This is a genomic window from Hydrogenophaga sp. (assembly GCF_051858985.1).
Taxonomy (GTDB): Bacteria; Pseudomonadota; Gammaproteobacteria; order Burkholderiales; family Burkholderiaceae_C; genus Hydrogenophaga.
Window position 1 is genome coordinate 438,314 of sequence record NZ_JBHYGM010000001.1, and the last position, 14,662, is coordinate 452,975.

Annotated in this window: 11 protein-coding genes and 1 tRNA gene; 6 read left to right on the forward strand and 6 right to left on the reverse strand. The window is 63.2% G+C overall.

Annotated elements, in window-relative coordinates:
- Positions 1 to 5: 5 nt before the first annotated feature.
- Both ACTIEY_RS02145 and ACTIEY_RS02150 read left to right on the forward strand, forming a co-directional pair.
- Complete coding sequence (locus ACTIEY_RS02145; RefSeq protein WP_439517453.1) at positions 6 to 1,013, forward strand: class 1 fructose-bisphosphatase; 1,008 nt, start codon at positions 6 to 8, stop codon at positions 1,011 to 1,013.
- 11 nt (positions 1,014 to 1,024) lie between these two features.
- Positions 1,025 to 1,100 (forward strand) — tRNA-Thr (locus tag ACTIEY_RS02150).
- Positions 1,101 to 1,265: 165 nt separating this feature from the next.
- Here the strand turns inward: ACTIEY_RS02150 and ACTIEY_RS02155 are convergent.
- The 3 genes from ACTIEY_RS02155 to ACTIEY_RS02165 all read right to left on the reverse strand — a co-directional run bounded on the left by ACTIEY_RS02155 (position 1,266) and on the right by ACTIEY_RS02165 (position 5,220).
- Positions 1,266 to 2,156, reverse strand: a complete 891-nt coding sequence (locus tag ACTIEY_RS02155) for a hypothetical protein (protein WP_439517454.1) — start codon at positions 2,154 to 2,156, stop codon at positions 1,266 to 1,268.
- Positions 2,157 to 2,267: 111 nt separating this feature from the next.
- Positions 2,268 to 3,191, reverse strand: a complete 924-nt coding sequence (locus ACTIEY_RS02160; protein WP_439517455.1) for a DNA-processing protein DprA — start codon at positions 3,189 to 3,191, stop codon at positions 2,268 to 2,270.
- Positions 3,192 to 3,972: 781 nt separating this feature from the next.
- Complete coding sequence (locus ACTIEY_RS02165) at positions 3,973 to 5,220, reverse strand: NAD(P)/FAD-dependent oxidoreductase (protein ID WP_439517456.1); 1,248 nt, start codon at positions 5,218 to 5,220, stop codon at positions 3,973 to 3,975.
- A gap of 215 nt (positions 5,221 to 5,435) precedes the next feature.
- Here ACTIEY_RS02165 and ACTIEY_RS02170 point away from each other — a divergent pair, with 215 nt between their 5' ends.
- The 4 genes from ACTIEY_RS02170 (at position 5,436) to ACTIEY_RS02185 (ending at position 11,348) form a co-directional block, all read left to right on the forward strand.
- Positions 5,436 to 6,452, forward strand: coding sequence for a porin (locus ACTIEY_RS02170; RefSeq protein ID WP_439517457.1), 1,017 nt, complete (start codon positions 5,436 to 5,438; stop codon positions 6,450 to 6,452).
- A gap of 130 nt (positions 6,453 to 6,582) precedes the next feature.
- The gene (locus ACTIEY_RS02175; protein WP_439517458.1) at positions 6,583 to 7,257 is read left to right on the forward strand and encodes a hypothetical protein; all 675 of its coding nucleotides are present in this window, start codon (positions 6,583 to 6,585) and stop codon (positions 7,255 to 7,257) included.
- Positions 7,258 to 7,984: 727 nt separating this feature from the next.
- Positions 7,985 to 9,877 (forward strand): DUF1800 domain-containing protein, encoded by a 1,893-nt coding sequence (locus tag ACTIEY_RS02180; RefSeq protein ID WP_439517459.1) that lies wholly within the window; start codon positions 7,985 to 7,987, stop codon positions 9,875 to 9,877.
- Between the two features lie 10 nt (positions 9,878 to 9,887).
- Positions 9,888 to 11,348 (forward strand): DUF1501 domain-containing protein, encoded by a 1,461-nt coding sequence (locus tag ACTIEY_RS02185; RefSeq protein WP_439517460.1) that lies wholly within the window; start codon positions 9,888 to 9,890, stop codon positions 11,346 to 11,348.
- Here the strand turns inward: ACTIEY_RS02185 and soxB are convergent, their stop codons facing one another.
- The 3 genes from soxB to soxA all read right to left on the reverse strand — a co-directional run bounded on the left by soxB (position 11,349) and on the right by soxA (position 14,638).
- Positions 11,349 to 13,073, reverse strand: coding sequence for a thiosulfohydrolase SoxB (gene soxB / locus ACTIEY_RS02190; RefSeq protein ID WP_439517461.1), 1,725 nt, complete (start codon positions 13,071 to 13,073; stop codon positions 11,349 to 11,351). It abuts the gene before it with no gap.
- 89 nt (positions 13,074 to 13,162) lie between these two features.
- Positions 13,163 to 13,813: a sulfur oxidation c-type cytochrome SoxX gene (gene soxX, locus ACTIEY_RS02195; RefSeq protein ID WP_439517462.1), complete on the reverse strand. Its 651-nt coding sequence runs from the start codon at positions 13,811 to 13,813 to the stop codon at positions 13,163 to 13,165.
- A 15-nt stretch (positions 13,814 to 13,828) separates the two neighbouring features.
- A complete protein-coding gene (gene soxA / locus ACTIEY_RS02200; RefSeq protein WP_439517463.1) occupies positions 13,829 to 14,638 on the reverse strand; it encodes a sulfur oxidation c-type cytochrome SoxA in 810 nt (269 codons plus the stop codon).
- Positions 14,639 to 14,662: the final 24 nt, after the last annotated feature.

A 14,662-nucleotide genomic window follows, 5' to 3' on the forward strand; every position in this document is an offset into this window, starting at 1 on the left:
ACACCATGTCCAAACGCATCTCCCTCACCCGCTACCTCGTCGAACAACAGCGCGTCGACGGCCACATCCCTTCCCAGTTGCGCCTGCTGCTTGAGGTGGTGGCCCGCGCCTGCAAGAGCATCAGCCAGGCCGTGAACAAGGGCGACCTGGGCGGCGTGCTCGGCGTGGCCAGCACCGAGAACGTTCAGGGCGAGGTGCAGAAGCAGCTCGACATCATTGCCAACGAAGTGCTGATCGAAGCCAACGAATGGGGCGGCCACCTGGCGGCCATGGCCAGCGAGGAAATGGACAGCATCTACGTGGTGCCCAACCGCTACCCGCAGGGCGAATACCTGCTGCTGTTCGACCCGCTCGACGGCTCGTCCAACATCGACGTGAACGTGAGCATCGGCACCATCTTCAGCGTGCTCAAGAAGCCCGAAGGCAGCGCCGGCGTGAGCGAGCAGGACTTTCTGCAACGCGGCGCCCAGCAGGTGGCCGCCGGCTACTGCGTGTACGGCCCGCAGACCACGCTGGTGCTCACCGTGGGCGACGGCGTGGCCATGTTCACGCTCGACCGCGAGCAAGGCTCCTTCGTGCTCACCCAGGAAAACGTGCAGATTCCCGCCGACACCAAGGAATTCGCCATCAACATGAGCAACATGCGCCACTGGGACGCCCCCGTGAAGCGCTATGTGGACGAATGCCTGGCCGGCAAGGAAGGCCCGCGCGGCAAGGACTTCAACATGCGCTGGGTGGCCAGCATGGTGGCCGACGTGCACCGCATCCTCACGCGCGGCGGCATCTTCATGTACCCCTGGGACAAGCGCGAACCCAACAAGCCCGGCAAACTGCGCCTGATGTACGAAGCCAACCCCATGGGCTGGCTGGTGGAACAGGCCGGCGGCGCCGCCACCAACGGCAAGGAACGCATCCTGGACATCCAGCCCGGCAAGTTGCACGAGCGCGTGAGCGTGATCCTGGGCTCGAAGAACGAAGTCGACCGCGTGACCAGCTACCACACCGGGCTATAATCGCGGGCGTTGCCGGTGTAGCTCAGTCGGTAGAGCAGCTCATTCGTAATGAGAAGGTCGGGTGTTCGATTCATCTCTCCGGCACCAACAAATAGAAAGCCCCTGACTGTCGTGGTCAGGGGCTTTTTCCTTTGGCAGTTGCTGTGGGCAAATTGGAGACAACACGCCAAGAATCTTATGCAATGGACGCGTCTCATGTGTCCCTGGGCTATCGCCCTACGGCTCTGCCCCCCTGTAGCAGGCGTCACACCGCTATCGCCTATCGGCGTCTGACCCAAACACAAACCTTTCCCCGGGTATCAACCTGTAGTTGCGCTCCTCAGGCGGAAGACCGTTCAGCCTCAACATAGTGATGGAGTCGCCCTTCTCTGCCAAGTCGCTAAACATGTGTCCCTCAAGCTTCTCCAAATGCCACAGCATGTGATGAAAACTTGTCATCACTTCGGTGCCATCCTTCAACAGTTGGTCCTTCGACTCTTGCACGGATCGGATGTTTAAAGCCTGAATCTCGGAATGGGCAGCCTGCGAGTTGCGCAGCTTATTCACAAGGTCCATGTGATCCATGGCGCAATGTTCAAATTCCAGGCACAAGCGAAATGGGTGCGCTAGCGTGCCAACCATTGAAACTGTGTGAGGCACATTTCCGTTTTCCCTCTTGCAACTCGGACATGGAGACTCAAGCAGAGCTCCAAGCGCCATGCGCCTGTACCGCGCCTCGGGGAATTGAGTGCAATGAAGTAGCTGCTTGATTACAACCTCGCACACTCTTGCTGAGTAGAGCAGCAATTCGTTGTACAAGCGGAGTCTTTCAACTTCTGCGTCCATTGAGTCATGGTCCGGCGATGACATGGTGGCGTATTCGTGAAAAGCGTTGATGACTCGACTCAGTAGTAGAACGAGCGCCACTCCGTTGAACGTGTAGGGGTTCTTGTAGCCACCGCTCTTCTGTCGATCGGCATCGGTTACCACGGGAAGATCGCCACTCCGATCCATCCACTTTCGCATCTGGGACGCCAACGGGTAGAAGTTGATGCCCGCGATCCGTTCACCATCCCAGCGAAATGCGTTGGGTCGGTAACACCAAAAATGATGCGCTCCGTGCCACTCGCGTTGCGTGGGATGTTGTTTGCCATCGAGCGTCATGACATCAGCGAGTTTGTGCTACCTAGCCGAACTGCGACTTCAGACAGCCCACTAGCAGGCATTGATGCAAGCCAGACATGCACTGTCCTATTTGCACTCAAGAACGGCATGCTATGCCCCTGGTTGACCCAGCACTTTCGCAGCGCGCTCCACCTGTACAAGCACGCTCGGATAGTCGTTTTTAGAGTAAATGGGTGTGGCGCCTCGCACCTTCACTAGCATCCTTGGTAGCTCACTAACGGTCGCAACGTTCGACCCTACTTCAGGAAGTACGGCGAATAGCAGTCGCCTGTTCCGCAGGCAGAAGTCCGCCTGCGTTTTTGAACCGCTCTGCTCTTCACCCTCAACAATGATCGACGCACAAGATAGTCCAACTTGAATACGATTCCGCAGCACAAAATTCGCCGGCATTGCCTTGACCCCGACCGGGTGTTCCGAGACCCAGACACCTCCCGCTTCCAGAATACGCTGCGCGAGTGGTCGATTTGCCGTAGGGTGGGCAATTTCCAAGCCATGCGCCAGCACCGCGATGGTCGGGGTCTTTCCTAACAATGCGCCCTCGTGAGCAGCGGCATCAATTCCCAACGCCAACCCGCTGACAACGGACCAGCCACGTTCTGACAAGTACTGAGACACACGCGTGGCGATCACAAGCCCATGTGCCGAAGCTTTACGCGTCCCAACCACAGCAACGCCAGGTACCTTGGCGAGGACCGACTGATCACCGCGTACGAACAATAGGGGTGGAGCGTCCGCGATACCGCGCAATGAAAACGGATACTTTTCCGAAGAGATCGGGATTGGCCAAACATCAAGCGCAAGACCACGGTCAATATCTCGTTGAGCGTCGGCAACAGAGCCATTCACTAAAGCACGTGGCGTCTTAACCAAGTCAAGCACTGCGTCAATCGAGATCGGATGATCTAATTCTGAGCGTATGCGGCTCAGTAGGTCCGTGGCTGCCGAGAGCGTCAGCCGCTTAGCTCGGATTAGTCCGAGGGTAGCAACCGCAACAACAACATCTGATTCAGTCATGGGTGGTACGCCCAAAAACCAAGGGCAGAGTCGTTGCGCCCATCCCATACTGCCCGATGAGGGTGCATGCAGCCGCCAATGAATTTCCCGATGTCGACACATCGTCCAGAACAATCTTAAAACCCGGGCTCCCCGGCCTTGGGTGGTAGCTCATCGAATCAAGATGAATTTGGACGGACCGGTCCCCCCCAGTCGCAAGCTTTTCGATTGTCTTGTCACGCGTAAGCCCACCAGGTACGTAGACTACGCGCCTGTCGGTGCGGCAAATGTTCTGAACAACCTTTTCGAGGCCCTGAGAAACTTGGCCCTTCTTACTTGAAGGAATGATCAATATCTCCGCCGCCCCAAAGTTTTGCTTTTGCAGAAATTGCCTTAGCACTCCACTGCAGTAGCGTACGGCAGGATCGAAGTACTGTCGCCTGTCTGGCGACTTGAGATTCAGTACTTGTTGAGAGTGAGCATCAAACTGCGGGTTTCGAATCTTTTCCCCATCTTCCCCTTTGACGTAATAGGGGCGGTAGTGCCCAAGAGCATGCGCGAGCTTGGGCTCAAAACTTAAAACATTGTGTAGAAAAAAAGTGTGCACTTCGCTGTTTTTCGTAACTTGCAAACAGGATAACGCACGCATAGGTTGCCTGGCCGCCAGCCGTGGTGTCCTCTGCACACCCACCGAGCTTCTACCGGCTCGCAAGAACAGCCGGCACCACCGAGAGCACGGCTGATGCGCGGATGATGCCTTTTGCGGCTCTTGCCCAAGTCTACGGCGAGGCCCCCTAGACGATCAACCAAACCGTCCCGGCGAAAACGGCCGCACATCCACCCGTGGCACCGCTCCGGTCATCATCGCCGCCAGCAGCTCCCCCGTCACCGGCCCCAGCGTGAATCCCTGGTGCCCGTGCCCGAAGGCGCACCACAGGCCGGGCACTTCGGGCACGGCGCCGAAGACGGGTTTCATGTCGGGCATGCAGGGGCGTGTGCCCATCCAGGGTTCGGGCTCGACGCGTTGACCCAGGGGGAAGCTCTGGCGGGCGATGTGTTCGGCGGCTTCGATCTGGGCTGTGTTGCGGGGGGCGTCCACGTTCGCCAATTCGGCGCCGGTGGTCAGGCGCAGGCCCTTTTTCATGGGTGCGATGACGTAGCCGTATTCGGCGTCGATGACGGTGCAGTTCAGTGGCTGGCCCGGCACGGGCGCGTAGTGCATGTGGTACCCGCGCTTGGGGATGACGGGCGCGGTGTAGCCAAAGCGTGAAGTGAGCTGCGTGGTCCAGGGGCCGAGTGCCACCACCACCTGCCGGGCCCTGAGGGTGTGGCCGCTGGCCGTGTCCACTTGCCAGGTGCCGGCGTCTGCGCGGCGCAGGGTCATGGCTTCGCCCAGGTGCACGGCGCCGCCGCGCTGTTCGAAGAGTTGCGCGTAGCGCTGCACCAGGTCGCCCGGGCTGCGGATGGCCACGGGGTCCGTCCAGCGCACGGCGCCGGCGAAGCGGCCTTTCAATGAAGGTTCTTCTTGAGCCACGTCGGCGCTGCTGAGCTTGATGTGGTTCACGCCCTGCGTGGCCCGCTGGTCCGCCACCGCATGGAAGCTGTGCAGTTCGCGCTCGGTTCGAAACAGCATGAGGTAGCCCTGCCCGCCGATGAGGTCGTTCGCGCCGGCATCGTGCATGAGTTGCTGGTGGGTTTCCAGCGACAGGGCGATGAGCGTTTCGTATTCGGCAGCAATCTTTTGCAGCGGGGCCGGCGCGGAATTGCGGTAGTAGGACCACAGCGGACCGAGCATGCGCGCGGCGTCGGCGGCGTTGTAGCGCACGTCCACGCGCCGGTTGGTGACGCCCGACAACAGGAAGCTCAGGCCCCGCGGCAGCGCGTAGGGTTCGATGGCTTCGCGCTGGATGATGCCGGCGTTGCCGTAGGAGGTTTCCAGGCCGGGCGCGCGGCGATCGAGCAGCGCAACCGCCTGGCCCCTGGCCTGCAGGTGGAGCGCACAACCCACGCCCACCATGCCTGCGCCGAGAACGATGGTGTCGTGTGTCATGGTGCGGATCATTCTAGTTGCTGCGATTTTGATGGCACGGTGATGACAGACCGTGGGGCTTGCAGGGACATGTGTGGTATCTCCGGGCAAACCCTCTGGCGGCGGCGGGGTGTCACGGAGCCTTCGCAGCAGATCGATGAAATACGCAGGACTTCCTGCATGGTGCAGGAAGCAGGGGCATCACGCCCTGCATTCCATTTCATCGGAGCACCCACATGAAGAAGAGCCTCATCGCTCTGGCCGCACTGGCCACCCTGGCCGCCGCCGGCACCGCATCGGCCCAGTCCACCGTCACCATCTATGGCCGCATGGACGCATCGGTCGGCAGCAACAAGGTCGACACGACCAGCACCACCCAGCTGTTCAGCGGCAACCTCACCACGAGCCGCCTGGGATTTCGGGGCACGGAAGACCTGGGTGGCGGGCTCAAGGCCAACTTCCAGCTTGAAAGCGCCCTCACCGTGGACGACGGCACCGCCGCTGGCCTGCGTTTCGGTCGCGCATCGTGGGTGGGCCTGAGCGGCGGCTTTGGTGCCGTGCGCCTGGGCCTGATGGACAGCCCGTTCAAGGACATCTACGACATGGGCATCTCGAACAACCTGTACGACTCGGAGTTCACGCCCACCAAGATCGCCTTCGTGAGCGGTGCCGTGGGCACGGCCACCGGCGTGAGCGACTTCACCAGCCGCCCGAGCAACATGGTTCGCTACGACTCGCCCAACCTCGGCGGCTTCAGCGGCAGCGTGGGCTACGCGTTCGACGAGAACGTGGCCCCGGCCACCACCAACTCGAAAATCACGGCCCTGAACCTGCGCTACCGCAGCGGCCCGCTGGACGTGGGCCTGGCCTACCAGGACCAGAAGAACGCCACGGCCACGCTGGACCGCAACTTCACGGTGCTGGCGGCCGCCTACAACTTCGGCGTGGCGCGCGTGTCGGGCCAGTACCAGATCACGGACCAGTCCAACGGCCTGGAAGACCGCGACTATTCCTTTGGCGTCACGGTGCCGTTCGGCAACTTCGATGTGTCGGCCGGTTACGCCAGCGGCAAGTCGGAACTCAATGGCGTGAAGACCGGTGAGGGCAAGGCCTTCGCGCTGGGCGCCACCTACGCGTTGTCCAAGCGAACGCGCCTGTATGGCGGCCTGCTGGACGGCGATGTGGAGAACGGTGCGGGCGCCACCGCTCGTGAACGCCGCCTGTACGCCGTGGGCGTTCGCCACGACTTCTGAGCATCTGTGCCGCTCGGCGTTTCCAGGGCACGTCGCGGTGCGGCCGGTCTGATCGAACCACGGTTCGTTCCGCAGCCGCCGCAAAACGACGTGCCAGGGAGATGATCCCGTCCAACCGACGGAGACTCGAATGGCCACCACATTTCGCCAGGCAGCGCGCCTGGTCGCAGGCACTGCAGCCACGGGCGCGCTGCTTCAGGACTTGAGACGCGTGCCGGGCGACTTGGCGGAAGCCAGCCGCTTCAACCGGGAAGCGAAGCTGGCCATGGCGTCTGCCAGACAAACGCACCCACACCATGCCCTGCTGCTGCACGGATACGGCGGGCAGAGCGGGCTCGCGCAACGACAAGGTCGGCTGGATCCGCAAGACCGCAGTGGCCTGTACTTCATGCCGGCGGCCGACTGGACCTCGCCCCTGATTTCAGCGGGGTACGCACGGGGCGGGTTCGTGGCCCTGTTCCGCGGCCCTGCGCTGCCGCTGCAAAGAGCCCATGCCGCGCGACCAGCCCACATGGCCAACGAAGGCCTGCCATGCATCGAAGGCGCTTCCGACGCTGAGGCCACGGCAAGCGCGCACTACGCCTCGAATCCCGCGGGCAATCTGTACCTGCTGCCAGCCGGCCTGGCGCAATCGCGCCTGGAGCCGCTGGCCGTGCTGGAAGCGCCGAGGTTCAGGAGCCAGTCGTTGACACTGTTGCACCGGGCCGCGGCCCGGAGTTTCTCTGCGGACCCGGGTGAGGAGACCCTGACCCGATCGATGCCAGCGCGCGGCAGTTCAGCGAACCGCGCCGGCGCTGAGCTCTGAACAACCGCGCGGACGCACGGATCAACCAGGGGCATGCCCGGTGTGCCGGGTCCGACGCAGCTCTCTGGCCCACACGGCGCCAGACGACTTCGCCGGGGGTGCAGGTGCGGGACTCGCATGATCGGTGAGAGGTGTCACCTCGCGAAGCGAAGACGCCACCAACGCGGCAGTGCGCGGTGGCGGGAACTCAGCGGACTGCTCACCTGCCACAGAAGGCGGCTTGCCGCCAAGCACTTTCGCGGGTGCACTCAGGGGCGCCGGTCTTCGGATGGGAGCATGTTGGCCGGGTCGGTCAGTCCATCCCGGCCGTTGGGGCAGAAGCGCCCCACTCGATGGAAACGCACCATTTGACTGAACAGGATCGGTAGCGGGTGCAGGAACACCGCTCAAGGAATTGTTGACGCGAGGAAGCATGGGTGCTGTTCGTGTTGATGAAGCAGCGAGTGTCAGGGCGCCTTGGTCCATGCCACGATGCTTCTCACGAATGAGCGTCCTTCCAGGATGAAGCAGCGCTTTTCTCTCACAAGAGTCGGCGCTCGATGCGCTGCAGCGAGGGTCAGGTCGCTCGGCCAATGCGTCGCCGGGACCGACTGGTACCACCACGGGAACTGTCCATTCCCTGGGGCACCGCACTCGTCCCTCCATCGCTAATCTGCGTGCGATCCGATGCGAGTCGTCGGACTCGACTGCCCTGTTGAAGCAGTTCGATCGAGCGGAAAGCGAAATCATGACAGACACCCCCACGCACTCCCCCACCGAGGCAAGCGCTCCACCGAGCGCCACGGCCACAGCAGCAACGGCCACACTGGCCATGACCGCGCTGCTCGCCGCCTGCGGTGGCGGCGGCGGCGATGCCCCGGCCAGCGCCAACCCCGGGACCGGGCCGAACCCCAACCCCAACCCCAACCCCAACCCCAATCCGAATCCGAATCCGAATCCCAATCCCAATCCGGGTCCAGGACCAACGCCTACGCCCACCATCACCGGGCCGGACACCGACGCCCAGGCCGCGCGTTTTCTTCAACGGGCCCAGTTCTCCTCCACCACGCAGGAAATCAGCCAGCTGCGCAGCTTGGGCTATACGCAATGGCTCACGCAGCAGTTGAGCAGCCCGCGCAGCGGCATCACCGGATGGGACTGGCTGGAGTCGCGTGGATACGGTGTGTCCAACAACCACCAGTTTCTTCATCAGTTCTATCCGGTCGACTACATGATCGGGCAGCAGTTGCTCAGTGGCCCCGACATGGTGCGCAAACGCATGGCACTCGCGCTCTCGGAGTTCTTTGTCGCGTCGCTGGTGAACGCTTCGTTCTTCTGGCGCAGCCACGCCTACGCGGACTGGTGGGAAATGCTGATGCGCAACAGCACGGGCAACTTCCGCCAGTTGCTTGAAGACGTCACCCTCCACCCGGTGATGGGGGTGTTCCTCAACACGCGGGGCAACAAGAAGGAAGACCCCGCCACGGGGCGCCTGCCGGATGAGAACTACGCGCGCGAGGTCATGCAGCTCTTCAGCGTGGGCGTGCACCTGCTGAACCTGGACGGCACCGTCAAGACCAATGCCGCCGGGCAGCCACTGGACACCTACACGCAGGACGACGTGACGAACCTGGCCCGCATCTTCACCGGCTGGGAGTTCGATCACACCGACGGGCAGACGGACTTCGATCCCGTGCTCAACCGCTACTACCCGTCCAAGGCGTACGCGCGCAAGCCCATGGCTCTGAACGCCAGCCTGCACTCCACGCTGGCGTCCACCTTCCTCGGCGTCACGGTGCCCGCCAACACGCCGGGGCACGAAGGCCTTCGCATGGCGATGGACACGCTGTTCAACCACCCCAACGTCGGCCCGTTCTTCTCGCGCCAGATGATCCAGCGTCTGGTGACCAGCAACCCCACGCCGGCCTACGTGGCCCGCGTGGCCGCGAAGTTCAACGACAACGGCGCGGGTGTGCGCGGCGACCTGCGCGCGGTCTGGGCAGCCATCCTGCTCGACGAAGAAGCGCGCGGTTCACAGACCTTGCAGAGCACCACGTTCGGCAAACTCCGCGAACCCATGGTGCGGTTCATCCAGTGGGCACGCACCTTCGGCGTCACGTCGATCGCAGGCTCGTGGAAGTTCCGTGGCGACACCCTGCTGAACCAGTTCGGCCAGAGTCCATTGCGCTCGCCCTCGGTCTTCAACTTCTTCCGGCCCGGCTATGTGCCACCGGGCACCGCACTGTCGGCATCTGGCGCCACCGCGCCCGAGTTCCAGCTGGTCAACGAGATCACGGTGTGCAACTACATCAACGTCATGGCGGCGTATGTGCGCGCCGGCATGAACGTGCTGGACCCGAACCTGCCCCAGCTGGACAACCGCTCCACGAACTGGGTGAGCGACATCGTGCCGAACTACCAGGCCGAGCTGGCGCTGGCACACGACGCCACGGCGCTGGTCAACCACTTGGCGCTGGTGCTCGCCGCCAACCAGATCTCCAGCGCCAGCAAGCAACTCATGGTGACTGCACTGGAAGCCACTTCCGTCACCAGCGGCAGCAGCGACTCCATCAAGCTGGACCGCATCTGTGGCGCCGTCCTGATGGTCATCTCCTCGGCCGAGTACATCGTCCAGAAATAAGGGAACCACCGTGCACTTCCTCCAGAACGACAAGCACACTCGCCGCGCTTTCCTGAACCGTGCGGGCCAGTTCGCCCTGACGGGTGCGGCCCTGCCCACGGCCATCAACCTCGCGGCCATGGCAGATGCCGCCGCTTTCGATGCCACGGACTACAAGGCCCTGGTCTGCGTGTTCATGGTCGGCGGCAACGACTACGCCAACACCGTGGTGACCTACGACAACGCCAGCTACGACCGCTACAGCGCGATCCGCGGTGGTGGGGCGGGACGCACCGCCGGTGGCATTGCACTCGCGCAGAGCGACCTGGCCCTCACGCGCCTGGACCCCACCACGCCGCTGCCGGGCGGACGCCAGTACGCGCTGCACCCGGCCATGACCGGCCTGGCCGGCCTGTTCAACAGTGGCGCGGCTGCGGTGCAGCTCAACGTCGGCCCGCTGGTGATGCCCCTCACACGCCAGCAGTACAACGCTGGCAACTCCTTGCTCTATCCCGTCCCGCCCAAGCTCTTTTCCCACAACGACCAGCAGTCGATCTGGCAATCGTCCAAGCCCGAAGGCGCGGCCACGGGTTGGGGCGGGCACCTCGGCGACCTGGCGCTTTCGTCCAACACCGAACGGGCGCTGACGTGCGTCTCGGTCAGCGGCAATTCGGCGTACCTCACAGGACAATCCGCACGGCCTTACGGCATCAGCACCAGCGGCGCCGTGAGGATCAACGCGATCAACAGCAACGTGTACGGCTCGGCGGCCGTGCGCGCCGCCATGGCGCAGCTGGTGCTGCAGAACCGGACGCACGTGCTGGAGAACGAGTACAACCTGGTGACCGCGCGCGCCGTGAGCTCGGAAGGCCTGGTCTCCGCCGCGCTGGACCTGCATCCTGCTTCTCACGCTGCCTTCAGCGCCTTCCCTTCGGGCAACGGCCTGGCCGATCAGCTCAAGATGGTGGCGCGCATGATCGCCGCGCGCAACACGCTGGGCAACCGCCGGCAGGTCTTCTTCGTCACCATGGGTGGATTTGACCTGCACGACAACCTCATCCCGAACCAGGCCACGCTGATGGGACAACTCAGTTCGGCGCTCACCGCGTTCCACGCGTCCACCGTGGCGCTGGGCGTGGCGAACAAGGTGACCGCGTTCACCGCCTCGGACTTCGGCCGCACCCTCACGTCCAACGGCGATGGATCCGACCACGGCTGGGGCGGTCACCACTTCATCGTGGGCGGGGCGGTTCGTGGCAAGGCCTTCTACGGCAAGGCACCACCGGTGAGCGTGACCAATTCCACCACCGACGCCAACGACCAGTGGCATGTGGGACAAGGTCGCCTGTTGCCGAGCACATCGGTGGACCAGTACGCCGGCACGCTGGCCAAGTGGTTCGGGGTGCACAGCTCGGAATTGAGCGGCATCCTGCCCAACCTGCAGCGCTTCGGCGGCAGCGACTACCCCCTTGACCTGGGGTTCATGGCCTGATCAGGCGGCCAGCCCCGGGTTCCCCTGCATGCCCACCAGACGCGGTGTGTTGATCTTCACGCCCTTGATGGTCTTTTTCTCGCGCAGGTAGCCCGACACCACGTCCCAGATGGGCTCGCCCTTCGCGCCCTCCTGCACCGAGGCCCAGCCGGCCACCTTGTAGGTCTTGCCGGCATCGATGGGCTTGCCCTTGAGCGTCATGTTGTTGATGCGCTGGCCCATGGGTGCGTTGGGGCTCAAGGTGTACTGCATGCCGCCCACGCGCACCATGTCGCCGCCCTGCTGGTAGTACGGGTCGGGGTTGAAGATGTTGTCGGCCACGTCTTCGAGGATGGTCTTGATCTGCTCGCCGCTGAATTCGTTGAGCGTCGTGGCGGGATAGGTCAGGGCCATCTGGTCCATCATGCGTTCGTAGGTGATGGTGTCACCCGGCAACAGCGAAGTGCCCCAGCGCACGCCTGGCGAGAACGCGATTTCCGCGCCCTTGTTTTCCATGAGGGCATCGCAGATGAGCTGGTCCCACGAACCATTGAAGTTGCCGCGGCGGTACAGCAGGTCTTGCGTGACCGCCAGCTTCTCTTCCAGCTTGTCCTTGTACGGCGCGCGCACCTGGTCGATGAAGCGCTGCATGTCGGCGTCGGCCGGCAGCAGGTTGGAGAAGATCGGCAGCAGCTTGTAGCGGAAGTCCTGCACCTTGCCGTCGCGCACGTCGAAATCGAGCACGCCGAGGAATTTGCTGTTGGAGCCGGCGTTGGTGACCAGTGTTTGACCGCCGCCGTTCTTCACGATGGTGGGTGCGGGCATGCCGTCGTGCGTGTGGCCACCGAGAATGGCGTCGATACCTCGCACGCGCGAGGCCATCTTGATGTCCACGTCCATGCCGTTGTGCGAGAGCACCACCACCACCTGCGCGCCCTTGCCGCGCACCTCGTCCACCATCTTCTGCATGTGCTCGTCCTGGATGCCGAAGGTCCAGTCGGGCACGAGGTAGCGCGGGTTGGCAATGGGGGTGTACGGGAACGCCTGGCCGATCACCGCGACCTGCACGCCGTTCATTTCGCGCAGCGCATACGGTTTGAAGACCATGTCCTCGAAGTCGGTGGTCTTGATGTTCTGCGCGAGGAATTCCATGTTTCCCTTGAGATCCTTCTCCACGATCTCCTGCACGCGCTTCGCGCCGAAGGTGTGCTCCCAGTGCGACGTCATCATGTTCACGCCCAGCAGCTTGCAGGCGTCCACCATGTCCTGGCCCTGGGTCCACAGCGAGGTGGCGGAACCCTGCCAGGTGTCACCGCCATCGAGCAGCAGTGCATGGGGCCGGCTGGCCTTGAGTTGCCTGACCAGCGTGGCCAGGTGCGCAAAGCCGCCGACCTTGCCATAGGTTCTTGCGGCCTGGCTGAAGTTCAGATAGGTGAAGGCGTGCGCCTGCGCGGTGCCGGGGCGGATGTTGAAGTGTCGGAGCAGTTTCTCGCCCACGATGTGCGGCGGGCGACCCAATGCTTCGGCCACACCCAGGTTGACGCTGGGTTCGCGGAAGTGGATGGGGGTGAGCTGCGCGTGGCAGTCGGTGAAATGCAGGAAGCTCACGTTGCCGAATTTCGGCACGTCGTACAGGCGCTCGCCCGCGCCGGGCGTCGCGGCCAGCAGGTCGCGGTGGTCGAGGGCCATGCCGGTGGCGCTGGCCACGGCCAGCACCTGCATGAATTCACGGCGGCTGAAACTCATCTCTATCCCTTGTCAATTGATCGCTGATATTCGCGCGAAATTTTTTTGAGCGACAGCCCCGGCCGCGCGTGGCGGCCGGGGAGGCTCCATCACTTGTTGACGGGGGACGCCGGATCGAGCAACAAGGCCATCACATCCTTGAGCTGCTTCTCGTTCAGGATGGCCATGTGACCTACGCGCGGCATCTGGGAGCAGGCGTTGTAGGCGCGCGAGTTCCAGAGCTTGCCCCAGGTGTATTCGACGATGGGCTTGCCGCTGGCGGCGTTCGGGTCGGTGACGCCGCGCAGCTTGCCGTAGTTGTAGAGGCTCGGGCCCAGCGTGCCGAAGGAGATCTCTTCCTTGCTGATCTGGTGGCAGTTGTAGCAGTTGCCGCCATTGGCGTCGCCTGCCTTGTCGGTCCAGGTCAGGCCGCGGCCGCTCTGTGCAATCTTCTCGCCCTCTTTCCAGTCGCCGATGAACTTGCCGTCGGTCGGCCATTTCACCGTTTTCATGTTGGCGGCCTCGATGGCCTTGGCGGTTTTCTCGTCGATCGGCTTGCCAGCCACATCGGCCGCGGCGCATTCGCGGTTGGCGTCGTCCTGCGCCAGGCGGTCCAGCTTGGCAATGCCACGTTCCTGGAACGACGACTTCAACAGCTCGGCGGTGGCCTTGTCCATGTCGGCGGGCGATGGCGAGGAGGTGCAGCCCGAGATCACGAGCGCCGCCACGGGCAGCAAGGCAAACATCAGTGTCTTGTTCATGTGGGTGTCTCCGGTTCAGCGCTTGATGGCAGGCACGATCGACTCGGCGCTCTTCGCGTTCACGCCCATGTAGGTGCTGAGCGCAATGGTGGCGTCGCTGCCGAACTTGGGCTCTGGCCAGCGCATCTGGCGGAAACAGTCGTTCAGGCGAAGCTGCATGCCCCACATCTGCGCGTTGGACACGCGGTACGCCGGCCAGGCGGCAAAGCCAATGCCGTCGCCCGGGTTCTTCGTCAGGTTGGGCAGATCCTGCAGGCGGATGCGCTTGTCGTTCTCGCCGTGGCAGGAAGCGCAAGAAAAATCGTGCGTGCCGCCGCGGGTGAAGAACAGGCGCTTGCCCGTCTCGTACATCGTCTTCTCACTGGTGTGCTTCTGAGGCAGGTTGAACTTCATGCCCTTGGACGCCGTGGCCACATAAGTGGCCAGTGCGGTCAAGTTGGCCATCTCGCCACGGCCGAACGGCGTCTTGGCGATCTCGGCGGGGTTGAAGCCCTGCAGGGTTTCCATGCACGTGATCAGGCGCGTCTCCAGGTCCTGCACGCGGCCGGTGTCGCTGAAATAGCGTGGCATTTCCACGAAGGCGCCCTTGATGACACCCGGCCCCTTGCCCAGGTCGCACTGCTCCAGCGACGCGTTCTTCGGACCCCGCTTCTGTTTCCAGAGTTCTTCGCCCTTCATCTCGAACAGCTCGGCCGGATTGCCGTCCTGCAGCATCTCGCGGTATTTGGCGATGCCATCGGCCGTCGAGCTCTGGGCGTGTGCGCCGCCCACTGCGGCAGCGGCCGCAGCAAACGCCAGCAGGCCCTTGCGGAGGTGTTGGTTCATCGGGGGTCTCCTCTTCTTGGTGGT

Coding starts and splice junctions, on each gene's coding strand:
- ACTIEY_RS02145 (WP_439517453.1), top strand. CDS start 6: ATGTCCAAACGCATCTCCCTCACCCGCTACCTCGTCGAACAACAGCGC.
- soxA (WP_439517463.1), bottom strand. CDS start 14,638: ATGAACCAACACCTCCGCAAGGGCCTGCTGGCGTTTGCTGCGGCCGCT.
- ACTIEY_RS02160 (WP_439517455.1), bottom strand. CDS start 3,191: ATGACTGAATCAGATGTTGTTGTTGCGGTTGCTACCCTCGGACTAATC.
- ACTIEY_RS02155 (WP_439517454.1), bottom strand. CDS start 2,156: ATGACGCTCGATGGCAAACAACATCCCACGCAACGCGAGTGGCACGGA.
- ACTIEY_RS02170 (WP_439517457.1), top strand. CDS start 5,436: ATGAAGAAGAGCCTCATCGCTCTGGCCGCACTGGCCACCCTGGCCGCC.
- soxB (WP_439517461.1), bottom strand. CDS start 13,073: ATGAGTTTCAGCCGCCGTGAATTCATGCAGGTGCTGGCCGTGGCCAGC.
- soxX (WP_439517462.1), bottom strand. CDS start 13,813: ATGAACAAGACACTGATGTTTGCCTTGCTGCCCGTGGCGGCGCTCGTG.
- ACTIEY_RS02165 (WP_439517456.1), bottom strand. CDS start 5,220: ATGACACACGACACCATCGTTCTCGGCGCAGGCATGGTGGGCGTGGGT.
- ACTIEY_RS02175 (WP_439517458.1), top strand. CDS start 6,583: ATGGCCACCACATTTCGCCAGGCAGCGCGCCTGGTCGCAGGCACTGCA.
- ACTIEY_RS02180 (WP_439517459.1), top strand. CDS start 7,985: ATGACAGACACCCCCACGCACTCCCCCACCGAGGCAAGCGCTCCACCG.